Raw genomic sequence first — 20,975 nt, forward strand, 5'->3', positions numbered from 1 at the left:
TGAGGCGGCCCTCCAACACCCCGCCCGGCACCTGCGCCTACTGCCCGATGGCCACCGCGGAGCAGGCTTCACGCTCTGCCGGCAGGCAGGCTACTGCGGACCGGTGACCTGACAGCGTGGTGGAGTTCAGGCCGACGGCCGGTCTCCTATCGTGACCGACATGGCTCCCCGGCCTTTCAGGGCCCTGAAGACTCTGCCTTTCTCCAGGGCCCTGCTCCGTCTGCAGAAATGACATGGGGAGCGGCATTCGCGGCGGCACCTGTCGGGACGGGCAGGGAAACGCAGTAAAGGTCACCAGGAACATCGTCTTTCACGAAGAGTCCGCCGATGTCACGCTCCTCGGCGCTCCTTTCTCCCCGACGACAGGATCCAGAATGGTCGAAGCGCATGACCCGATGTCTGTCCGTGACATCTTTATCGTCTCTAACAATGTGGATGAGATCGGGGGCGTCAATAACTGGGTGCATCAGATGGCCTGTCTTTTCTCGGAGCGGGGGCATGCTGTTCATGTGATCGGTGTCGTTCCCGCTCCCGAAAGTCAGCGCGCTGACTGGGGTGAGAGCCTGCCGTACTCCACTGTCACGCTGTACGACGTCCATCCACCTGCTCGTACACCTCAGCGCGGGCTGGCAGGCAGGCTCGATGTGGGCGAGCGGCGGCGCCGCGCGGAACGGGACGCGGGCATGCGTGAGCAGTCTGCCAAGCTCACCGCGCTGTTCCGCAGAGCGCGGCCTGGGGCCGTGATCATCGTGACGCAGGTCTGGGCCATGGAGTGGGTGGCGCTGTCCGACACGTGCGGCTTCCCGGTCATCGGCATGAGTCACGAGTCGTTCGAGACCTGTCGCAAGTCCTCCCGCTTCACACGGGTCAAGCGGTTCTACGCGGACGTGGACCGGATGCTGGCTCTCACCCGCGAGGACGCAGACCTGTGGATCGGGGAAGGTATGAACAATGTGGGTTGCATGCCGAACCCACTTCCGTTCTTCCCCGAGGCCCCTTCTCAACGGACCGCGAGGCGTGTGGTCAGCATCGGTCGACTCCACGAGGAGAAGGGAGTGGATCTGCTTCTCGATTCCTGGGCCGAGATCGCCCCGGACCACCCTTCCTGGACGCTGGCGATCTACGGTGCGGGCCCGGAGGAAGAACCGCTGAAGAAGCAGGCAGCGGATCTTGGAATCATCGACTCGGTGGAGTGGAAGGGTCTCACCAGGGATGTGCTCGGGGCACTGCATGGAAGCTCGGTCTTTGCACTTCCATCGCGGGGGGAAGGTTTTCCTCTGGCGCTTATGGAGGCCATGGCCACAGCCCTGCCGTGTGTAGCTTTCGACGTGAGTCCTGGAGTACGGGAGATCATCACCGACGGAGAGAGTGGGCTGATTGCACCGGAAGGGAACACCCGCGTTTTTGCACGACATCTGGACAGGCTGATCTGCGATCAGGACCTGCGAAACCGCATGGGTGAACAGGCTCGCAGGGATATTCAGCGCTTCTCCCCAGGCGAGGTAGTGAGCCGTTGGGAGAGTCTCTTCTCCTTGTTGTATCGCTAGCGGATCCGCTCGTCGATGTCGTGCGGTGGGGCCGGTAGTCCATCTTGTTCAAGATTCGATGTGCCAGGAGCCGATCCTGCTCTGCGCCTCCAGCAAGGTCGCCGGGGCGGCGTCCCGACCTGTGGAAGCGGTGTCAGGGCGGTTCCTTCTCCGAGGCAATTCGGCGTTGCCCGATCACCAGCGTCGTCGCCAGGTTCACTCTCATCCGGCCGACGCTGTTCCAACTCCCGGTCGAATCTCCGTAGAGGCTGCACTCCCGGCTGCTGTTGTTCGGCTCGATCCATTGTGCGCGTGCCTGTGGCTTCTGCCATCGGGCTGCGCCCGGCCGGAGGATCGAGTGATTGGCCAACGCGCAGCGCTTTCGGCGCTCTGACTGTGCTCGTGTCGCCAAAGGGTTGTGCTGGCGGGTCCTGGACCCCGCTGCTCGGTGAGGGCCAGGGCCGGCACACTGCGAGTCATCAGGCGGCGATGTCTCCCCGGCGCGTACCGGCGGTGGGGTGAGGCCCCACCTCCTTACCGGTCGTGGCGTCACGCTCTGCAGGCCATACGGGTGATGCCGGCGCCAGCTGTGTTCGGGGCGAGTCGGGCGGCGTGGGCCTCTCGCCCGTTGCCGCCCGTTCCGACGCCTGTTCCACGGCGCCGAGGGCGCGGCGGCGGGTGAGCGCCTCTGCCGCAATCAGGATCAGTGCGAGTGTCCCGGCCAACGCGGGCCAGTAGACGTAGCGGTAGTTGGCCTGCGGGGCGGTCGGTAGGTAGCACGCGATGTAGAGCACGGAACTCAGTCCGAGCAGTCGCAGTTCCCTGGACCATGGGCCCGGCCAATGCCGACGGAGCGTCAGTACCAGTGCGACAGCCAGCCAGAACCATGCCTGGAAGAGCCACGGAATGTCGTGGGCGAAGCCCATCACGTAGGACCTCATGATGGCGTCGAACGTCGGATCCACCTTGACGTTCTTCGGTGTGCCGTCGAATGTGCCGCTGGCGTAGCGCAGATTGCCCTCGAAGAGCAGTCGGGCGAAGGTCCGGGTGCGGTACTTCAGGTAGCCGGCGGCCTCGTGCGGCATCTGTTGCACCCACATCTTCACCAGCACATCCGCCTCATCGGCTGTGAAGTGCGGACCGATGCTGTCCCTGTATCCGGGACGGTGTGGGTAGCACGTGAAATATGCGTCCCACAGGATCTTCTTTCTCTGGCAGTTTTGCGCGGTGCGCACGAGGTCGTTTTGGAACGAGGAGGTGGCACCGGCCTGTTCGGCGGCGGACCGAACCTCTTGTGGGGTGAGGACGTGAGTCACGTCGTCCAGCGGAATCTGCGCGTATTGGCGAGTGGCCATGGGGTGGGTGACCGATGAGACCACCACGCTGCCGACCACGGCAAACGCCAGCAGGGAACCGCTGGCGATCAGCCACCGGCGCCTGCCGGGAGCTGGCCAGAGGGCGAACACGAGCATCGGAAGGAGGGGCAGGACGGCAGGGAAGGCATTCTTGCGGACCAAGATGGCGTAGGCCAAGAAGAGCAAGCCCAGCGCCAGCAGGGCCCAGCGTGCCCGGCCGTGTCCCGCCGGCAACTCACGCGCGAAGAGTGCGATCGCGCACACGGCGAGCAGCGCATAGGCCATGTGGACGTCTTTCCACACGACCCCGGTGAAGTTGGCGATGTGCGGGGCGAGGCCGAATGTGAGCATCAACAGCGACAAGGGGCGGCTTCCCGTCCGCTTCCACAGTGCGACGGCAAGCACCCACAGAGTTCCCCAGAGCACGGCTGTCTGAAGTGCCGCCATCGTCGAGAGTGCTCCAGTGGTGTGGATAAGGACGCGCCAGAGCAGCGCCATGACCGGCGGATGCCAGTCGGTCACCGGCCGTGCGGCCCTTGCCTGGAGGAGCTGTTCGATGCTGTCGGCGGTGAGGAAGCCGGGGTGGAAGACGGTGGAGACGACGTAGCCGCAGACCGCGGCCATCAAAGCCAAGTACCCAGGCCAGAGCCTGTCGCCGCACCATGCTCCGGTACAACGGCGAATCAATCCGGGTACGTCGGAGGAGTCTTCTCGATGCGAAGTGAAGACAAGTCCTCGGTAGACGGTAAAGCGGACCCAGGTTGCCACAGCCCATCCGGCCAGGCGAGCCGCGTTGTCGCTCAAGGCCGAGGAGAGGCCAAACAGCTGATGAGACACGTACACGGGTGCGGCGGTGATTGCGAGGCCCACCAGATTGACTCCGACGAACCAGGCCACCTCGCGCGCATCGACCGGCCCCTTGCGGTCGCGGTAGGTCCAGTAACGGTTTCCGAACCAACTGACCAGCATGGCCAACAAAGTAGCGACGACCGAGGCGCTGACCGGGAAGGCGTGCAGCGGACCCTCACCCGGTGGGCCGAAAGCGAGAAGGTTGAAACTCGCCGTCTCCACCACGAATGCGAGCGCGCCTACAGTTCCGAAGGCCGCGACCTCTCGCCAGATGGTCCGCATCCACGCGGGTGAACGTCGAAACCAAGCCGTCTGCTGCAGCATGACGCTGAAGGTAACGTATGGGGCAAAAGCTACCAAATCTGACTGTCGCTCATGAGAGGGCGCGTTGACCGGCAGCAGGGAACCCAGAGGCCGAGGAAGTCCCGATGAAACCCACCGTCGCGTGCGTCGTTCCCTGTTACAACGAGGAAGCAGCCGTCGGCAAAGTCGTACGCGACCTGCGCGCGGCCCTTCCCGAGGCGATCATCTATGTCTATGACAATGCCTCCACCGACAACACCGTCGCCGAGGCCCGCGCTGCCGGCGCCGTCGTGCGACACGAGCCCCGCAAGGGCAAAGGCAACGTCATCCGCCGTGCCTTCGCCGACATCGAGGCCGACGCGCTCCTCATCATCGACGGCGACGACACCTACGACGCCTCCCAGGCCCGCAACATGGTCGACCTGCTCTTCGAAGGCCCTTACGACCAGGTCGTCGGAGCACGCCGCGAGAGCGTCGACACCGCCTACCGCCCAGGTCATGCGGCCGGCAACAGGATGCTCACCGGCGCCGTCCGCTTCCTCTTCGGCAACGACGTCAGCGACATGCTCAGCGGCTACCGGGTCTTCTCACGCCGTTACATCAAGTCCTTCCCCGCCCTGTCTCGCGAGTTCGAGACCGAGACAGAGATGACCGTCCACGCGCTCAGCCTGCGACTTCCCACAGCCGAATTGGAGGTCGGCTTCAAGGACCGGCCTGCGGGCAGCGTCAGCAAGCTCCGCACCTACCGCGACGGTTGGCGCATCCTGAAGCTCATCCTGGGGCTGGCACGCAGGCAGCGCCCCTCCCAGTTCCACGCTGTCATCGCTGGCGTCTTCACCATCGTCGCCCTCGCCCTGGGCCTGCCCGTCGTGGTCGAGTTCGCCCACACCGGCACCGTGCCGCGACTGCCCACCGCCGTTCTCGCCTCAGCAATCATGATCATCGCAGTGCTCGTGCTGCTCGTCGGCTACATCCTGGAATCGTTCAAACACATGCGCCAGGAACAGGCCAGCCTCGCCCACCTCGGATACTCCGCCCCCTCCCGAGGCGCGGAGTTGGTGCCAGTGAGTCTCGTGAACACAGCATCCGACCGAGCTCCGCGTCCCTGAAACCCGTGGGCATCAGTCGAGAAGGTATGTGGGCGCCGCCGCATGCGTCTGAGATCCGTTAGGCCCCCTGCCGGACGTCGACGTCACTCACGGCGTCGCCTCTGTCCTCGCTTCTTCTTGGGAGCTTCTTCCTCTTCCTCGTCCTCTGCCCCGTCTTTGTCTTCCGCCCCCTCTTCGCCCTCCGTTCCCTCTTCGTCTTCGTCCTCGTACGCGCCCTCCGCTCCCTCTTCCTCTTCGCCCTCGTACGCGCCCTCCGCTCCCTCTTCGTCTTCGCCCTCGCCTGCGGAGTCGGCGCCTTCCTCGGGCTCCTCACCCTCCGACTCCTCCTGCTCGGCCTCTTCCTGTTCGACGGCGTCATCGTGGGACACGACGACTTCTCCGTCACGGATTTCGCCGCGCCAGCCCTCGGGTTCTTCGTTGGTGAGGGTCACGTATCGCTGGAAGTTCTTGAAGTCCAGTCGCATGCGGCGCCCTTGCGCCCGCCAGAGGTTGCCCGTCTTCTCGAAGAAGCCCGACGGGTAGTACTCGACCACGAGGACGACTCGGGTCAGGGTGGGCGCCAGCTCGTGGAAGCTGACCGCGCCGCGGGTGCTCCCCTTGGCTCCCTCCGAGGTCCACACGATGCGGTCGTCAGGAATCTGTTCCTGGACGGTCGCCTTGAAGCTGCGCGACGAAGGGCCGACTTTGACCTTCCAGTCGCTCCCGCCCTCATCGTCCTTGGAGACGTCGCGAACACCCTTGGCGAAGCTGCTGAACTTGTCGTACTGCGTCCAGTAGTCATAGGTGTCCCGGAGCGGCACTCCGACATCGAGAACCTCGATGATGTTCATGACCTTGCCGCCGCTGGCCTTCCGCTTCCCTTTCCCCCCACCGAAGGCGCTCTTGGCCTTCTCCACGACGTTGTCCTTGACACCCTTGGCCTTCTCCGAAACGAAGGCCTTCAGCGGTGAGTCGCCCTGGAGGATGCGGGACCCGATAGCGGGAAGCGAGCCACTCTCGGCCGAATCGCTGAGCTGTCCGGCGGCGTCCGTCAGTTTGTCGCCGGCTTTCTCTGCGAGGTTCTCCACCTGCGCGGACACGAACTTGGACAGCTCTCCACGGAGCTTGTCCATGCCCGACGCGCCTTCTTTCGACTTGTCCGTTTCCTTCTCGGCCATGGCTGCCTACCTCCCACGACCGGCGCGCTTGGACGCTGCTCGCTTCGATGACGTCGTCTTCGAGGCAGCGGACTTCTTGGCCGGAGCGGTCTTCTTCGCGGCGGTCTTCTTCGCCGGCGGCTTCTTCGCCACCCGAGGCTTGTCTCCGCTGGCGGGAGCGGCCTTCTTGCCTGTTGCGGGCGCGGATGCCTTGCGCGACCCATCCGGTCGTGAACCGCGGCTCCTCCGCGGCTTCACCTCCGGTTCTTCTTCCCCTTCCTCTTCTGGTTCTTCTTCCTCTGCTTCCTCCTCTTCGGCTTCCTCCTCGTCCTCGTATCCGGCTTCCGGTTGTTCCTCTTCCTCTTCTCCTTCTTCGGCCTGATCCTCGTACTCGCCCTGGGGCTCTTCTTCCTCTTCCCCCTCCTCGTTCTCCGCGTCTCCCTCCGGCGCGTCCTGCTCCTCGTCCTCCTCGCCCTTGCTCTCGTCCTCGTCCTCTTCATCCGGCTTCTCCAGGAGTCGGGCCGTACGCTCACTGAGGCTGCCTGCAAGCGTGCTCATCCCCCGATCGGCAGCGGCGGTCATCGCCTTGCGGCCCGCCTCCAGCACTTCCCCTCGCAACTGCTCCTGCAACTCGGCGACCTGCGGGATCTCCCCCAGTCTGCGCATCCCTTCGGCAGCAAGCTGGCGAGGCTCAAGGCCGAAGCGCCGGCCCGCCAGATAGGTCGCGATGGACAGAGCGAGCCGGCCCTTCTTAGTACGGCCCAGCACATAGCCGCCCACTACCGCAGCCGCGAGAGCCACCTTTTCCTTGTCCTCCATGATCTCGTCACCTTCGATCCTTCGACGTGGAACAGGTCTGCGCGACATGCAGCCGGTCGAGCAGCCGTTCCTCTTCTCGTTCGAACTCCTCCAGGCTGATGCCTCCGTCCTCAAGCTCCCGGTTCAGCAGAACCCGGACACAGCACTGAAGCGCCGCGCGGCCCGGAGACCGTTTGGTCAGAGTTCAACTCCGATCAGCACACGAAGCCTGCGGTACACATACAGCACTCCGTATACATGTTCGAGCGACACGCCGTTCACCCGGGCGCGATAGGTCGCCCGCGAGTCAGCCGATGCTCTGCGCCAGCGGTTCGCTAGCAGTTGCGCTGGTGGCGCCCTCTTGCTGCTCGTACTGGGAAAGTGCCAGACCAAGGCCGAAGAAAGTCGGGGCCCATTCGCCGACGTAGATTCCCCAGCGGTCGGCCCGGGCGATGTCGAGGCCAGGCTCCATCTTCAAGGAGCCGGCCCAGGCGACGACGGTGAGGCCTATGGATGCCATCGCGGCCAGGTACGCGTGTTCGCTGCGGATACCCATGTCATGCATCCTCTTGATGATCACAATGTGCTCCGTTCGCTAGCCCTCTCGACGGAGTACCCGGACCACTCCACCCAATTCGGACTATTCGTCTGAAATATGACTTTGTGCGGAGCTCGCGGGCTGGCACCCTGCACGCCTCGCGTGACACTGCCACGCCCCCTCCTTGGTCCGGCCGATCCATCCCCATTTCACCTAGCCATCGAGCTCTTGTGTCTACGGAGAGCGAGTCATGGCCGCCAGACAGAGGCCGCGGACGGTGTCGCCGGGCGGCCGGTGCCAGAACCGGGCCGGAACACGGGCGCGCCCGGACCTCCGGCTGTATCGCCGCGGAAATGATCACCCTTCACCCACCGGGCATCCCCGAGGTCCTGCCCCGCGAACGACTGACCGAGCCCATGCGGTACCTGACCACGGGCGTCGCGGCCGGAATGTTCCTGCCCGATGCCGAGGACCTGTACCTGAAGAAGGTCCGGTTCGGCGCCGAAGACTCAGCGGTCTCACGGTTTCTGGCCGACGAGCCGCGCTGTTCTCGTGGCCCCGCGGGGCGGATGTCGCGGCGTACGCGGTGCCTTCAGGCCTCCGGGCGGACGTCGCGGTTCTCGAATTCGCGCCGGACGCCGGCCCCGTCGTCGTCCACCAGTCCTGCCTGGTCAGGCAGTTCGAGCAGACGGGAGCAGTGCTCGCACAGCATCGTCCCGCCCTCGGACGGGACGGCCGGCCTGCTTCCACACGCCTTGCACGCGCCCACGCCTCGGTTCTGGCCAGGGGTGTGTCGTTCTTCCATCAGGCAACTCCCAGTCACTCATGCGGTTACGTACGTATGAGATGGGTGGATCCGGGTCGAGGCGTGGATTCCGGGGTCAGGGGTGGAGGAGCGTCTTGACCATGGCGTCCTCCTTGGCCTGGAACATCGCGTAGGCCTTGGGGGCGTCCTCCAGCGGCATGTCGTGGGTCTTGAAGGAGTCCACGCCGAGCGGATCGGCTTCGGTCAGCAGGGGCAGGATGTCCTCGACCCAGCGCCACACGTTGGCCTGGCCCATCCGCAGCTGGATCTGTTTGTCGAACATGGTCAGCAGCGGCATGGGGCTGGCCGCTCCGCCGTACACGCCGGAGACGGAGACCGTGCCTCCGCGCCGTACGAGCTCTATGGCGGTATGCAGGGCGGTCAGCCGGTCCACGCCGGCCCGCTCCATGAGCGGCTGCGCGACGCTGTCCGGAAGCAGGGTGGTGACCCACTGGGCGGCCTTCGCGAACGGTGCTCCGTGTGCTTCCATCCCGACGGCGTCGATGACGGCGTCGGTGCCCCGTCCCTCGGTCAACTCGTGTACGGACTCGGTCAGTTCGGTTCCCTCGCGTCGGGCGTCGAAGCAGGTGACACCGTGGGCGGAGGCGCGGGAGAGCCGGTCGGCGACCGGGTCGATCCCGATGACCAGACCGGCCCCGCGGTGCTGTGCGATCCGGGTCGCCATGTCACCGATCGGGCCGAGCCCGAGGACGGTCACGGTGCCGCCGTCGGGGATGTCGGCGTACTCGACCGCCTGCCAGGCCGTCGGCAGGACGTCGGACAGATAGACGTAGCGGTCGTCCGGTGGCCCGTCCGGGACCTTGATGGGCAGCCTGTTGCCGAACGGGACCCGTAGCAGCTCGGCCTGGCCGCCCGGGACCTGACCGTAGAGCTTGGTGTACCCGAAGAGCGAGGCACCGGTGCCGCGTTCACGGACCTGTGTGGTCTCGCACTGCGAGTGCAGCCCGCGGTCGCACATGTGGCAGTCGCGGCACGAGACGTTGAACGGGATCACGACGCGGTCGCCCGGCTTCAGGGCGTGGACCTCGGGCCCGACATACTCGACCACGCCCATGGGCTCGTGCCCCAGGATGTCCCCGGGGTCCAGATAGGGACCGAACAACTCGTAGAGATGAAGGTCGGATCCACAGATGCCGCTCGACGTGATCCGTACGATCACATCGTCGGCCTTCTCGATCCGCGGATCCGGCACGGTCTCCACACGGACGTCCCTCTTGCCGTGCCAGGTCAGTGCGCGCATGAGAACTCCTTCTGTCGCGGGTCTCGGCCGCCGCGTCGGTCAGGCGCTGGTCGGCGGGCCCGGGATGTGCTGGTTGTAGCGGTCGGCGGCCCGGTCGTTGAGGCCACTGCCCAGCCTGCGTACCTTCTCCGTCCAGGTGGAGGCCGTCCGATCGATGCCGTGGCCCTGCTCGATGCCGTGCCCCGCCGCGCCGGCGCCGCCGTGCGCGGCCGGGGGAGAGGGCAGGAGCCGCGCGGCGAGGCCGCTGAGCCGGGTGACCGCGGCCGGCGCCACACCGTGCGCCACCGACGCGGCACGCGCGGCGGGAGTCAGCACCAGGCGGGTCCTGCGCTTCTCCAGCGCCCGCACGATGCGCTCCGCCGCACGGTCGGCGTCCATCGAGAGGACGGGCGTCCCCGAGAGAGCCGAGAACCAGGCGAACTCCCGAGAGGAGCGTCCGCCGAACTCGGCCTGAAGATGCGAGCCGGTGCGCATCAGCCCGGGATGGACGGTCGTGACGCTGAGATCGTCTCCGGTCGTCTCGGCCCGCAGTCCCTCGCCCAACGCTCCGACGGCGGCCTTGGCGCACGAATACGGCAGCAGATGCGGAACGGCGAGCAGCCCGCCGACCGAGCCGATGAGACACAGCCGGCCTCCCGCCTCACTCGCGCGCAGGGAGGGGAGTGCCGCCATGGCCGTGTTCACGGCGCCACCGAAGATCGTGTCCATGGCGTCCTCGAAGGCCCCGCTGTCGAGCGACGCCACCGGGGCCACCTGGATGACACCGGCGTTGGCCACGACGATGTCCAGCCCGCCGTGCCGGGCATCCGCCCGCCGGACCACCGACTCCACGGCATGCCGGTCACGGACGTCACACACCGCGGTGGAGAACTTCTTGCCGGTCCTCTCCTCGGCCCATTCGGCGCCGCGTCGCAGTTCGTCCTCGTCGCGGGCCGCCATCGTGACCAGGCAGCCGCGCTGGGCCAGCCGCGCGGACAACAGCAGCCCGAGGCCCCTGGACCCGCCCGTCACCAGTGCGGACAGGCCGGCCAGATCCGACCGGCGTGGAGTCGATGCCACGTTCATCACCTCGCTAGGGGAAGGGGCTCCGAGTACCCGGATCGGGTGCGCACAGACGTGCGCTCCGAGACGAAAGCCGTTCGGCGCTCCGAGCGCTCCGAGGTGTGCGGAAGGCCCAGGCGGTTGGGGCGGCCGGGGGGTGAGGGCGGTTCGGGCGGCTGGGCATCAGCCGGCACCCTCGCTGCCGAACGACCCGCTCGACCCGGATGTCTAGCCCTACCACCCGCGAACCGGCGGTGCTGGCCGGACGCGGGACGGTCCGGCGATCACCCGCATCATCACGAACGAGAGGGGTACTTGCGCGTCACGCCACACCCGCGCGAGGAAATGAGGACGTCGTGAGCGAGCCCCGCCCGCAAGGCCCCGGGACCGGTGAGGGGCCGATGCCGAAGCCCATACCGAAGGACCTGCCCGATCAGCAGGCCGCACCCGACGAAGACCCCTTGGACGTCGTCGGCGAACCCGGACAGTCGACCCAGAGCCACCGGACCGGCGCGGAGCCCAGCCGCGCGGAAGGCGAAGCCGAGGACTCGGAGAAGCCCCGCACAGAGGTCCCCGACACGGACGAGGCGGGCACCGGCCCCAGGGGCGCCCCGCACTCCGGCAGCCCCCGCCCCGAGCACCCGGTGCCGGACGAGCCGACGGACTGACACCCTCGCGCTCTGCGGGCGCTCGGGCGGGTGACGCGGGCAGCGAGGCCCGCGACCGCCGACCGAACCGGCGCCGGAAGGGAGTCACGATGGGCGTGCGAACGTGGATCGCCGAGTGGCCCGTCTACCGTCCCTCACCGGCCCCAACCTGCTGGGGAGCGTGGCAGCGCCGCCGTGTCACCCCGCACGAAGCGGCTGAGGCCCCACACCGACACCGCCGAGCGGGTGGTGCAGTCGGTCTGCCCCTACTGCGCGGTCGGCTGCGGCCAGCAGATCTACGTCAAGGACGACAAGGTAGTCCAGATCGAGGGCAACCCCGCCTCACCCGTCAGCCGAGGCCGCCTCCGCCTCAAGGGCTCGGCCACCCTCCAGCTCACCACCGGCTCCGAGCGCCGGCACGAGGTCCTGTACCGGCGCTCGTACCCCACCGACTGGGAACCGCTGGATCTGGAGACGGCGATGGACACGGTCGCCGACCGGGTGGTCGAGACCCGGCGCCGCGCCTGGAGGTGAGAGAAGGACAACCTACGCACCGCCCGCACGCTCGGCATCGCGAGCCTCGGCGGCGCGACCCTCGACAATGAGGAGAACTACCCAGTACGCGGACTGCATCGCCGGCTACCTTTCCTCGGCGGCCTCACCGGAGCGGGCTCGGTGTTCGCCGCCAAGGCTAAGCTCAGCGACCACCCACGCACCGCCACCGCGATGAAGGTCTCCTCCCCCGCCGCCGTTTCACTGCCCGCCGCCGCGCCGGTGCCCCCAGGTGTGCCGGGATCGGCTGCCGTTGCCGCCCTGATCGTCGGCGCGTAGTTCCCGGCACCGAAGGCGTGGACACGGGGTAGTTGGTTGCCTTCTTAAAAACACCTGCGCCTTCCGTGCGGCAACGCGGATGACGACCGGGCGCGGTCCGGCCGCTTGGTGCTCCGCTTGGACCCGCCCCGCGGACCGCTGCTCAACGCCATGAGCCGGGGTACTCGGCGCGCATGGCGAAATTCAGCCTTCAGGGCGGAAAGAACAAAATGGTGTCGCCGACGTGCCGACGCCCGAGGAGGCTGGGCCCGGGCCCGAGGTGGAGGAGCGGGCGCCGGATAGGCCGACGGAGCTGCCGAAACGGGCGTGGGGCAAGGTCTTGTCTGGGAGTCTGCGGGAGTTCAAGAAGGACGAGCTGACCGACCGGGCGGCCGCCCTGACCTACTACGGGGTGCTCGCGCTGTTCCCTGCCCTGCTGGCCCTGGTCTCCCTGCTGGGCATCACCGGAAAGTCGACCACGGACAAGGTCCTGGACAATCTCCAACAGTTCGCACCCGGTCCGGCCCGCGACATCATCACCGGCGCGGTGGAGCAGCTGCAGGGCAATGCCGGCCTCGGCTCCATCGTCGCCGTCGTCGGTCTCGTCGTGGCCATATGGTCCGCGTCCGGCTACGTCGCGGCGTTCATGCGCGCCGCGAATGCCGTCTACGACATGCCCGAGGGCCGGCCGGTCTGGAAGATCCTGCCGGTGCGTGTCGGCGTGACGGTCGTCCTGATGGTGCTGGCGGTGGTCAGTGCGCTGATCGTGGTCTTCACCGGTGGTGTGGCCCGCCAGGTGGGCACGGCGCTGGGGGTCGGGGACACCGCGCTGACGGTGTGGTCGATCGCCAAGTGGCCGGTCCTTGTCGTGCTGGTCACCGTCATGATCGCGATCCTGTACTGGGCGTGCCCGAACGCGAAGGTGAAGGGCTTCAAGTGGATCACTCCGGGCAGTTTCCTGGCCCTGGTGATCTGGATGATCGCCTCCGCCGGATTCGCGTTCTACGTGGCCAACTTCGCGTCGTACAACAAGACCTACGGCACGATGGCCGGCGTCGTCGTCTTCCTGGTGTGGCTGTGGATCAGCAACCTGGCCATCCTCCTCGGCCTGGAGTTCGACGCCGAGGCGGTACGCCAGCGAGCCATCGCCGGCGGGCTCCCGCCCGAGACCGAGCCCTACACCCAGCCCCGCGACACCCGGAAATGGGACGAGGACGACCTGCGCCGCCTGAACGAAGGCGAAGAATGACCGCCGGGTGCCGGGTGGGTATGTATTGGATCGCCTGGGATATCCGCAGCTCATGAGATTGATAGCGGGGTTGGGCAAAGCGGATCGGCATCTGACGCAGCGGGCTGCCGCCCGCATTCCACCTGCCATCGGCCGGCTGCTGTCGGCGGTGGAGGAGGCGGCGGAGAGCAGCAAGCTGTGGTGCGGCGCCGCGGCGGTCATGACGGCGTTCGGCGGAGGGCGCGGGCGCAGGTCCGCAGTCTCGGGGCTTGCCGCGCTCGCCGTCGCGCAACTGGTGTCCAACGGGGTGTGCAAGCAGCTGATCGACCGGCCCCGCCCGCCCAAGGAGTGGATCGAGCACGATGAGGTCGAGGACCGGCCCGACTCCTCCTCCTTCCCCTCGGGCCACACCGCGGCCGCCGTGGCCTTCACAGCCACCATCGCGCCCATGTGGCCGCTGGCGGGCACCCTCTGCACGGTGCCCGCCACTCTGCTGGCCGTCGAGCGAGTGCAGTCGGGCGCCCATTACCCCACCGATGTCGCCGCTGGCGCCCTGATCGGCCTCGGCAGCGCCTGGCTCACGTTGCATGTTCCGCGTCTGCTGCGGCATTGCCTCTAGCGGCCCCGCACCGACCCCGCAGTGCATCCCTGTTCGAGCCAGATCGTTTTTTCTCCTGAACTCCACGGTCCGGGGTACTCGCGCAGTCACCGGACAGCCTGGACTCCCCGATGAGCACGGTCTGGCCGACAGGAACGAAACAGAGCTGGAGGTGATCGCGTGTCGAGTACACAACCGCACGGCTTCGGGGCGGGCCGAGAGAAGCACGACGTGGGGCACGAGCCGGTGGGTGAGCTGGTGCAGCAGGCCTCGCAGCAGCTGACCGAGCTGGTGCGCGGCGAGATGAAGCTGGCGCAGGCGGAGATGACGGAGAAGGGCAAGCGCTACGGCAGGAGCGGGTCGCTGTTCGGCGGTGCCTCACTGGTCGGCTTCCTGATGCTCCAGGCGCTGGTCGCCGGCGTGATCGCAGCTGTGGCCCTGGTGGTGCCGGTGTGGGCCGCGGCCCTGATCGTCACCGCTGTTCTCGGCGTCATCGCCGCGGTCCTGGCTCTCAGCGGCAAGAAGCAGGCCGGTAAGGCCGCCCCGCCGACACCCCAGAGCACGATCGAGAACGTCAAGGCCGACGTGGCCGAGATCAAGAGGAGCGCACACCGATGACCCACACGCCCGCCGACCCGCAGAGCGCCCCCAGCCCCGAACAGCTCCGTGAGCAGGTCGAGCAGACCCGCCACGAGCTTGGGCAGACCGTCCAGGCCCTAGCCGACAAGACCGACGTCAAGGCCCGCGCACACCAGAAGGCCGGCGAGCTGAAGGAGCAGGCCGTCGTCAAGGCTGACGTGCTCAAGGCCCAGGCTGCGAAGGCCACCTCCCAGGTCCAGGACATGCTGCCCGACTCGGTCAAGGACAAGGCCGCCCAGGCGGCGGGGCAGGTCCGCGCTACGGCGGCTCGCGCCGGACGGGTGTGGGAGGAGAAGGCGCCCGCACCCCTGCGGCAGAAGGCGGCCCGGTCTGCGCAGCTGGCGCGGGACAACCGCACCGTGCTGCTGGTCGCTGCTGCCGCGGGCGTCACTGTGCTGTGGCTGGCCGGCCGCCGCAAGAAGGGCTGAGCAGATGAAAGCCTCGAAGATCGCCTACAAACCGGTCGGGCTCGCCTTGGGCGCTGTCAGCGGCGTGATCGCCGGGGCCGCTTTCAAACAGGCATGGAAGGTACTCGGTCACGACAAAGACGCTCCCGACGCCACCGACGAGGACCGCACGTGGAGCGAGGTTCTCCTGGCGGCGACGCTCCAGGGCGCCATCTTCGCTGCGGTCAAGGCCGCCGTCGACCGCGCCGGCGCCGCCACTACGCGCAGCCTGACGGGAACCTGGCCCGGCTGACAAAGCAACGTGGGGGCCGGCAGGACGCGGAGTCCGGTCCCACGCCAGCCACTGCCACCACGACCGACGCCACCTTCCGGACCGGCATCAGAGTGGTCTGACAGCGGACAGACGTCGAGGTCCGTCACGTTGCCGAACCCCGATGATCTCTCTTTCGACCGACATCGGCTGGGATCTGGACCAGCTGCTCCTGCAGTACGCCCCGTCCCCGCAAACCGGCACAGCATGGTGGACCGACGGGACCGCTATGTCACGTTTTGTGCACCCGTGACGGGACACTCGGCGCTTGTGGTGCTCAGTCTGCATCGCAAGGAGAGCCACCGCACAACCTGCAACGACGAGAGGTCCCGCAATGGCGAATACAGCGAAGCAGCCCCCGCAGGGGCCAGGACCGCGCAAATCCGACGGAGAGCGTCAGCTGCGCTGGGGCCCGTCCGTGGACGACGAGTCACAGCAACCGAACCCCAGCGCCCACCGCAGCTTCCACCCCGACAAGTACGCCCCTGAGCCCGACAGGCCCCGCAAGGTGCCTACGAAGGAAGAGAAAGAGGCATCGGGAGTGGGCACACCCTCAGACAGCTTGACCGCGAGTGGCGAAGACCGAAGAAAGTCCGAAGGCATGCACGACACCGGACGCCGCGGAGAATCCCGCCGCCCCAGCGGCACGAAGGACGCCTCGGCCTATACCGGCGTCAACCCCGACGATTCTTCCGCCGGGGATGGAAGCCGCTGAGGGGGATGTGAACGGCCGCCGAACACGCTTGGCCAACCAGCGGCATGCAGGCGGGCTGTCCTCCCGTCCGGGCCCGACTGCTGGGCTGACCCTCAACTACCAGCACGCGCAGTAACACCAGGCCGGCCGTGGGAGCAACTCCCGCCCGCAGTCGTCTTGGAGACGCGCATCCGGCGCAGCAGAGTGCGAGTGAGGCGAGTGTCCAGCGTGGTGCGCCAGGTGACGTCGGGATACAGGGAACGCAGATGTGACAGTGCGCTGGTGCTCAGCCCGCAGTCGCGGAACGGTTCGTCCAGGACGACGTCGGTGATCACGCCCTCGGCGCACCTGTCGCACGCTCGATAGGTCACACGCCCGATCACCCTGCGGATGTGTACCAGCAGGAGACAGGGCCTTGCCCTGGGCAAGGCCCTAGTAGTGCCTGGTCAGGTTGATATGGATGTGGGTATGTCGCGGTGGCAGGTGGGGCAGGCGCCGGTCCAGAGGGCGAGGAGTGTCTGTAGCTCGCGGACGACCCGGTAGAGGCTCAGGCCGGCGCCGGGTCTTTTGGGGCCTGGGCCAGTCGTTGCAGGGCGCAAAAGGCGTGCGCGACGGAAACAAGGGTGACGTGGTGGTGCCATCCGTTCCAGGTGCGGCCCTCGAAGTGAGCCAGTCCCAGGGCCTGTTTCATCTCCCGGTAGTCGTGCTCGATGCGCCAGCGGAGTTTGGCGAGGCGGACCAGGGCGGTCAGGGGCATGCCGGAAGGCAGGTCGGACAGCCAGTACTGCACCGGCTCACTCTCGCCGACGGGCCATTGGGCCAGCAGCCAGCACACGGGCAGTTCCGGGCCGTCGACGTTCTGGCGGACCTCTCGTCCGGCAGGCCGGATGCGCAGGGCCACGAAACGGGAGTACATCCGCCTGCGGCCCGATCGGCCGGTGCCGGGCCGGGAGCCCTCCCGCCACTGCACCGGCCGAGCCGCCTGCCGACCTGCCGCGAGGACCAACTCCTTCACCGACCGCGGCTTGTCGGGATACTTCGCCACCGGCGGACGTCCCAACCCGGAGTACGGCTCGGCCACCGGCACCGCGTCGGCGCTCTGGGCCGACAGTGTGGCGGAGATCCCCACCACATAGTTCAGGCCGCGTTCCTGCAGTCCGTGCCGGAAGGCGGCGGCGTCTCCGTATCCGGCGTCGGCGACGGCCAGCGGCACCTCGAGTCCCCAGGAGCGGGTCTCATCCAGCATGTCCAGGGCCAGCTGCCACTTCTCCACATGACCGACATCGTCGGGGATGCCGCAGGCCGCACGTCGGGCGATCTTGTCCGCGTCGGCCTTCGGCGAGGCGGGATCCCAGCTCGGGGGCAGGAACAGCCGCCAGTTGACCGCCGCAGAAGCGTGGTCGGACGCGAGGTGGAGCGAGACGCCGACCTGGCAGTTGGTGACCTTGCCCGCGGTGCCGGTGTACTGCCGCGACACACACGCCGAGGCACTCCCGTCCTTCAGAAAGCCGGTGTCGTCAAAGATCAGGGCGTCCGGCCCGATCGCCTTCTCCATCCGCCAGGCGAGCTGGGCCCGGAGATGTGCCGGATCCCAGGGGCTGGTGGTGATGAAGTTGGCCAGTGCCTGACGATTGCCGTCCTCCCCGAGCCGGGCGGCCATCGGCTCGACCGACTTGCGCTGACCGTCGGTCAGCAGCCCCCGCAGATAGACCTGCCCCCACCGGCGCTGATCCTTGCGCGCGAACGGCTCGAACACCTCCGCCGCGAACGCCTCCAACTCACCACGCACCACAGCCATCTCGTCCGGAGTCACCCACTGTCAACGTCACACCGGGCCGACAGGACACGCACCACGACAACCGACCTGACCAAGCCCTACTAGAGCCGTCACAGGGCGAGGAAGGCTGAGCGCTCCCACCGGAGACCGGGTGGCGCGTGCGTGACGCGGATGTCGCGGCGTCGTTGAACAGCGTGACTCCATAAAGCCGGGCCCCGGGGATGTCATGGCTGATTCCCCGGGGCCCGTGGTGTGTCCGGGCCGGGGTCAGTTCTCACCGGCCGCCGTGGCGGCGACCCACGCGGCCGGGGTGGGTGTTGCCCTTCGGGGTGGAGGCGATGTGCGGGGCGAGCTGGTTCCAGGTGCGGGTGGTCACCCGGCCCAGGATCACGGTGGAGAACTGCTTGTGCCCTTTTGCGGCGTGAAAGCAGAAGCGGGGCGGGCGGCCACCCGGACAGGTGGCCGCCCACGCGCGCTGTCACAAGCTGAGGTAGAAGCGCACGGTCGTGCCGTCGTCGCCGGTGTGCACGCGCACCAGGTCGGCCACGTAGTGGACCAGCATCAGGCCCCGGCCGCCCAGCTGGCCGCGCTCCGGCGGGCGGCGGCCGGCCAGCGGATCGGTCAGCCGGCCCGCATCGCGGACCTCACACACCAGCTGCCCCTGCTCGGCCCAGACCGTGAGCGTCCCGCGGCCTCCGCCGTGGACCACGCTGTTGGTCGTCAGCTCCGCGACCGCCAGCTCCACATCCATCAGCTGCTCTCCGGCCAGGCCCAGCCGCATCGCCTGAGCGAGAGCGAACTGGCGGACCGCCGGAAGGTCCTCCCCGCCGTAGGAGAAGGCCGCGGCGTCCGGTGTCGGCGCAAGCGCCTGGTTGTACCGATCGACGACCGCCTGCCAGTCGTAGGCGTCACTGACCGACTCACGGCCCTCCCCGCTGATGACGGTCGGGTGGGTAACCTTCGCATCGGCGATCACATGCGGATCCAGCCGCACCTCGTCGTACGGGCACAGGATCGTCACCGCCCTGCCCTCGAACGCGGCATTGATCAGAGCCTCGTGCTGCGCGCACGCCGGGTACTCCACCGCGCTGCGCCCGGCCCAGATCGGTTCACCGATGATCCGCACCCGCCCCTGCGGGTGTGCGTCGGCGAACCCGCGCAGCACCTTGGGGATGATCCGCCCGGGATTGCGGCCGGCCTCGGTCATGTCCAGGAACAGGATGCCCTCGGCATCCACGCCCAGCCCGCTCTTGATCAGTTCCAGGTTGGGGCCGGGCACCGCGACGGCCATCGGCTCGCCGTTGGCCAGACCCTCGCGCAGGAACGACACCGTCTGCCGCGTGTACTCCTGCTCGGTGCGGTAGAACAGGGCAGGGTGCACGAACGCCTCGTGGGTGGTCACCGTGCTCATCACAGAACCACCTCGATCCGGTCCAGACCCGGCCAGAACATCTCCAAAACCCGCGGCAACTGCGGCGGCGGATGCTCCACCACGACCCGTCCGCCCGGCAGGTTCATGGCAGTGATCGCCAGCGCGCTCACCCCGGCCACGTCGACGAACACCACGTCCGCCAGCTCCACGTACGACACGCCCGCGTGCCGCCGGGCCAGCTCCGTCAGAGCCTGCTCCCAGGACGGACGCGTGAGGGCGCTGATCTCACCGCGGGCACGTATCCCAGAACGACCGCCGGGCAACGGGCTCACCTCCAACGCGACCTTCCCGGGCGCCACCGCGCCGGCTCCGCCCACCGCATGCGGGGCATCCACGCTCGGACTCCTTCACATCAAGGCACCTGCCGACCGCCCTGGCACGGGCAGGAGAGAAACTCCCCCAGCGCGGGAGTGTATCCCGGCAGACAGGCCAGCCCCGGACAGGTGCAGGCCCCTCCCTCCCAAGGCAATACCCCAGTGCGGACGGACGACTGGCCTTGATCGACATCGTTCGGCTCCAGCGCCCCACGCACGACCCCGACCCCAGGTCTCTTGAGGCCCGAGGCCAGTGCTGTCGGCGAACCAGCTGTTCGGACCAGGAGCCCGCGAGGACCTGCAACTGGGGAACCCGGTCAGCGGTGGCGGAGTTCCCCAGACCAGTTCCGAAGCTGGTCTTCAAGAACCGGGTTGTCGCCGCGGGCCACGGTCTGGAGCAGCTGGGCGCACACGGTCGCTTCGGCGGCGAAGCCGGCCGGGCTGCCCAGGACGGGGAAGGCATCGCGGACGCGGGCAGCGGTGTCCGGCTGGAGCAGGGAGTAGGCGTAGAGCGTGGCGGCGTCGAAGCCCTCCGGAGCCTGCCCCCATCCCTCCCAGTCCAGAAGCCGCAGGGGCGCGGCGAGGTTGGCCCAGTGCAGGTCGGCGTGGGCGGTGGTCCAGCAGGTCACGGCGGGCGCCGGGATGCCCACGAACTCGGGGATGGCCCGGTCCATGTACTGCTGACGTACGGCGACGCGGTCGGTGTCGACAGCCGCCACCTTCTCCAGCGTCCCGGCGAGTTCGGCCCACCAGGAGTCCGGCAGTTGGAGGTCGTGCTGGAGGATCGGGTCGTCGGACAGGACCGGCTGGTCCAACGCGCACCGACAACTCCGCCCGGTAGGCGGTGGCATCACCGACGGCTTCGTACATCCCCAGCAGCGCGGGCCGGTGTCCGTCGAGGTCACCGAAGGCCACCTGTGCGTCGGTGGCGCCGTCCCACAGCTTCCCCGACGCCTTGTCCGCCGGCGCGGACACCAGCCGCAGCCAAACGGGTGCACCAGCGGCGGTGCGGGCCGGGGCACCCAAGGTGCGCCCGGCCCACCCCCAAAACTCCCCGCCCGGCTCGGTCTGGACGTCCAGGGCCTTGGCGGCGCGGGCTCGGTGGGCGCGCATGCGCTGTTCAGTGCCAGGGTCAGGGGGAGGCGAGTACATCAGTGATCTCCCGCAACTTGGCGGCGGTCAGCGAGGGTTGGGCGACAGCGTCGGCCGGAACGTGGTGGCGCTGGGAAAGCCGGCGGGTGAGTCAGTCGCGCCGCGACCTCGGTTCGCCAATGTCGGCGCCGAGGTCGGTAGCGGCGGTCAACGAGTGGGCCGCAGTTCTCAGAGGGCGGTACGTGACCTGATGTCCGGTTCGGTCTCGCCTGATCGTGTGACTGTGGGAACTCCCAGCCGGTCGAC

General features: G+C 67.9%; 20 protein-coding genes and 2 pseudogenes. 10 read left to right on the top strand and 12 right to left on the bottom strand.

Features of this window, described 5'->3' with window-relative positions; all coding sequences use genetic code 11:
• The first annotated feature begins 395 nt into the window (after positions 1-395).
• Positions 396-1,547: a glycosyltransferase gene (locus tag N4G66_RS43125; RefSeq protein WP_261709809.1), complete on the top strand. Its 1,152-nt coding sequence runs from the start codon at positions 396-398 to the stop codon at positions 1,545-1,547.
• Between the two features lie 458 nt (positions 1,548-2,005).
• Here N4G66_RS43125 and N4G66_RS43130 read toward each other — a convergent pair whose 3' ends face one another.
• Positions 2,006-4,054 carry a GtrA family protein gene (locus N4G66_RS43130; protein ID WP_261709793.1) on the bottom strand — a complete coding sequence of 683 codons (2,049 nt, stop codon included), beginning with the start codon at positions 4,052-4,054 and terminating at the stop codon, positions 2,006-2,008.
• Between the two features lie 104 nt (positions 4,055-4,158).
• On the opposite strand from N4G66_RS43130, the gene N4G66_RS43135 reads away from it, so the two are divergent.
• Positions 4,159-5,142, top strand: a complete 984-nt coding sequence (locus N4G66_RS43135; protein ID WP_261709794.1) for a glycosyltransferase family 2 protein — start codon at positions 4,159-4,161, stop codon at positions 5,140-5,142.
• 83 nt (positions 5,143-5,225) lie between these two features.
• On the opposite strand, the gene N4G66_RS43140 is transcribed toward N4G66_RS43135, so the two are convergent.
• From N4G66_RS43140 to N4G66_RS43155, 3 genes are all read right to left on the bottom strand, one after another.
• The gene (locus N4G66_RS43140; protein ID WP_261709795.1) at positions 5,226-6,299 is read right to left on the bottom strand and encodes an SRPBCC family protein; all 1,074 of its coding nucleotides are present in this window, start codon (positions 6,297-6,299) and stop codon (positions 5,226-5,228) included.
• Between the two features lie 6 nt (positions 6,300-6,305).
• Complete coding sequence (locus N4G66_RS43145; protein WP_315903765.1) at positions 6,306-7,097, bottom strand: histone protein; 792 nt, start codon at positions 7,095-7,097, stop codon at positions 6,306-6,308.
• A gap of 286 nt (positions 7,098-7,383) precedes the next feature.
• Entirely contained in the window at positions 7,384-7,632 is a 249-nt protein-coding gene (locus N4G66_RS43155) for a hypothetical protein (RefSeq protein WP_261709796.1), read from the bottom strand.
• Positions 7,633-7,946: 314 nt separating this feature from the next.
• Between N4G66_RS43155 and N4G66_RS43160 the strand changes: the two are divergent.
• A pseudogene (locus N4G66_RS43160) lies at positions 7,947-8,120 on the top strand (ornithine decarboxylase); the annotation flags it as partial.
• An 86-nt stretch (positions 8,121-8,206) separates the two neighbouring features.
• Here the strand turns inward: N4G66_RS43160 and N4G66_RS43165 are convergent.
• The 3 genes from N4G66_RS43165 to N4G66_RS43175 form a co-directional block, all read right to left on the bottom strand.
• Positions 8,207-8,419: a hypothetical protein gene (locus N4G66_RS43165; protein WP_261709797.1), complete on the bottom strand. Its 213-nt coding sequence runs from the start codon at positions 8,417-8,419 to the stop codon at positions 8,207-8,209.
• Positions 8,420-8,495: 76 nt separating this feature from the next.
• Positions 8,496-9,680: an alcohol dehydrogenase catalytic domain-containing protein gene (locus N4G66_RS43170; RefSeq protein WP_261709798.1), complete on the bottom strand. Its 1,185-nt coding sequence runs from the start codon at positions 9,678-9,680 to the stop codon at positions 8,496-8,498.
• 39 nt (positions 9,681-9,719) lie between these two features.
• Positions 9,720-10,745, bottom strand: a complete 1,026-nt coding sequence (locus N4G66_RS43175; protein WP_391858983.1) for an SDR family NAD(P)-dependent oxidoreductase — start codon at positions 10,743-10,745, stop codon at positions 9,720-9,722.
• A gap of 377 nt (positions 10,746-11,122) precedes the next feature.
• On the opposite strand from N4G66_RS43175, the gene N4G66_RS43180 reads away from it, so the two are divergent.
• The 7 genes and pseudogenes from N4G66_RS43180 to N4G66_RS43210 all read left to right on the top strand — a co-directional run bounded on the left by N4G66_RS43180 (position 11,123) and on the right by N4G66_RS43210 (position 15,342).
• A complete protein-coding gene (locus tag N4G66_RS43180) occupies positions 11,123-11,389 on the top strand; it encodes a hypothetical protein (RefSeq protein WP_261709800.1) in 267 nt (88 codons plus the stop codon).
• A gap of 89 nt (positions 11,390-11,478) precedes the next feature.
• Positions 11,479-11,998: pseudogene (locus tag N4G66_RS43185) on the top strand (formate dehydrogenase); the annotation flags it as partial.
• A 424-nt stretch (positions 11,999-12,422) separates the two neighbouring features.
• Positions 12,423-13,427: a YihY/virulence factor BrkB family protein gene (locus N4G66_RS43190; protein WP_261709801.1), complete on the top strand. Its 1,005-nt coding sequence runs from the start codon at positions 12,423-12,425 to the stop codon at positions 13,425-13,427.
• Positions 13,428-13,479: 52 nt separating this feature from the next.
• Positions 13,480-14,025 carry a phosphatase PAP2 family protein gene (locus N4G66_RS43195; protein WP_261709802.1) on the top strand — a complete coding sequence of 182 codons (546 nt, stop codon included), beginning with the start codon at positions 13,480-13,482 and terminating at the stop codon, positions 14,023-14,025.
• Between the two features lie 225 nt (positions 14,026-14,250).
• Positions 14,251-14,622: a phage holin family protein gene (locus tag N4G66_RS43200; protein ID WP_261709811.1), complete on the top strand. Its 372-nt coding sequence runs from the start codon at positions 14,251-14,253 to the stop codon at positions 14,620-14,622.
• On the top strand, positions 14,619-15,071 hold the full coding sequence (locus tag N4G66_RS43205) for a DUF3618 domain-containing protein (protein WP_261709803.1): 453 nt from the start codon (positions 14,619-14,621) through the stop codon (positions 15,069-15,071). Before N4G66_RS43200 ends, N4G66_RS43205 begins: the two co-directional genes overlap by 4 nt.
• Positions 15,072-15,075: 4 nt before the next feature.
• The gene (locus N4G66_RS43210; RefSeq protein ID WP_261709804.1) at positions 15,076-15,342 is read left to right on the top strand and encodes a DUF4235 domain-containing protein; all 267 of its coding nucleotides are present in this window, start codon (positions 15,076-15,078) and stop codon (positions 15,340-15,342) included.
• Between the two features lie 825 nt (positions 15,343-16,167).
• Here N4G66_RS43210 and N4G66_RS43215 read toward each other — a convergent pair.
• The 5 genes from N4G66_RS43215 to N4G66_RS43235 form a co-directional block, all read right to left on the bottom strand.
• A complete protein-coding gene (locus N4G66_RS43215; protein ID WP_261709805.1) occupies positions 16,168-16,425 on the bottom strand; it encodes an N-acetyltransferase in 258 nt (85 codons plus the stop codon).
• A 176-nt stretch (positions 16,426-16,601) separates the two neighbouring features.
• Positions 16,602-17,867: an IS701 family transposase gene (locus N4G66_RS43220; RefSeq protein WP_391858984.1), complete on the bottom strand. Its 1,266-nt coding sequence runs from the start codon at positions 17,865-17,867 to the stop codon at positions 16,602-16,604.
• Positions 17,868-18,309: 442 nt separating this feature from the next.
• Positions 18,310-19,242, bottom strand: coding sequence for a sensor histidine kinase (locus N4G66_RS43225; RefSeq protein WP_261709806.1), 933 nt, complete (start codon positions 19,240-19,242; stop codon positions 18,310-18,312).
• Complete coding sequence (locus N4G66_RS43230; protein ID WP_261709807.1) at positions 19,242-19,598, bottom strand: STAS domain-containing protein; 357 nt, start codon at positions 19,596-19,598, stop codon at positions 19,242-19,244. The genes N4G66_RS43225 and N4G66_RS43230 overlap by 1 nt, the downstream gene beginning before the upstream one ends.
• Positions 19,599-19,894: 296 nt before the next feature.
• Positions 19,895-20,392, bottom strand: coding sequence for a hypothetical protein (locus N4G66_RS43235; protein ID WP_261709808.1), 498 nt, complete (start codon positions 20,390-20,392; stop codon positions 19,895-19,897).
• Between the last annotated feature and the right edge of the window lie 583 nt (positions 20,393-20,975).

It is taken from the genome of Streptomyces rhizosphaerihabitans (genome assembly GCF_025399795.1).
Lineage (GTDB): Bacteria > Actinomycetota > Actinomycetes > Streptomycetales > Streptomycetaceae > Streptomyces > Streptomyces rhizosphaerihabitans.

Bases quoted from the DNA above. Each gene is read 5' to 3' on its own strand.
- N4G66_RS43140 (WP_261709795.1), bottom strand. From the start codon at position 6,299: ATGGCCGAGAAGGAAACGGACAAGTCGAAAGAAGGCGCGTCGGGCATG.
- N4G66_RS43205 (WP_261709803.1), top strand. From the start codon at position 14,619: ATGACCCACACGCCCGCCGACCCGCAGAGCGCCCCCAGCCCCGAACAG.
- N4G66_RS43170 (WP_261709798.1), bottom strand. From the start codon at position 9,680: ATGCGCGCACTGACCTGGCACGGCAAGAGGGACGTCCGTGTGGAGACC.
- N4G66_RS43135 (WP_261709794.1), top strand. From the start codon at position 4,159: ATGAAACCCACCGTCGCGTGCGTCGTTCCCTGTTACAACGAGGAAGCA.
- N4G66_RS43210 (WP_261709804.1), top strand. From the start codon at position 15,076: ATGAAAGCCTCGAAGATCGCCTACAAACCGGTCGGGCTCGCCTTGGGC.
- N4G66_RS43175 (WP_391858983.1), bottom strand. From the start codon at position 10,745: ATGAACGTGGCATCGACTCCACGCCGGTCGGATCTGGCCGGCCTGTCC.
- N4G66_RS43155 (WP_261709796.1), bottom strand. From the start codon at position 7,632: ATGGGTATCCGCAGCGAACACGCGTACCTGGCCGCGATGGCATCCATA.
- N4G66_RS43180 (WP_261709800.1), top strand. From the start codon at position 11,123: ATGCCGAAGCCCATACCGAAGGACCTGCCCGATCAGCAGGCCGCACCC.
- N4G66_RS43130 (WP_261709793.1), bottom strand. From the start codon at position 4,054: ATGCTGCAGCAGACGGCTTGGTTTCGACGTTCACCCGCGTGGATGCGG.
- N4G66_RS43225 (WP_261709806.1), bottom strand. From the start codon at position 19,242: ATGAGCACGGTGACCACCCACGAGGCGTTCGTGCACCCTGCCCTGTTC.
- N4G66_RS43145 (WP_315903765.1), bottom strand. From the start codon at position 7,097: ATGGAGGACAAGGAAAAGGTGGCTCTCGCGGCTGCGGTAGTGGGCGGC.
- N4G66_RS43125 (WP_261709809.1), top strand. From the start codon at position 396: ATGTCTGTCCGTGACATCTTTATCGTCTCTAACAATGTGGATGAGATC.
- N4G66_RS43195 (WP_261709802.1), top strand. From the start codon at position 13,480: ATGAGATTGATAGCGGGGTTGGGCAAAGCGGATCGGCATCTGACGCAG.
- N4G66_RS43165 (WP_261709797.1), bottom strand. From the start codon at position 8,419: ATGGAAGAACGACACACCCCTGGCCAGAACCGAGGCGTGGGCGCGTGC.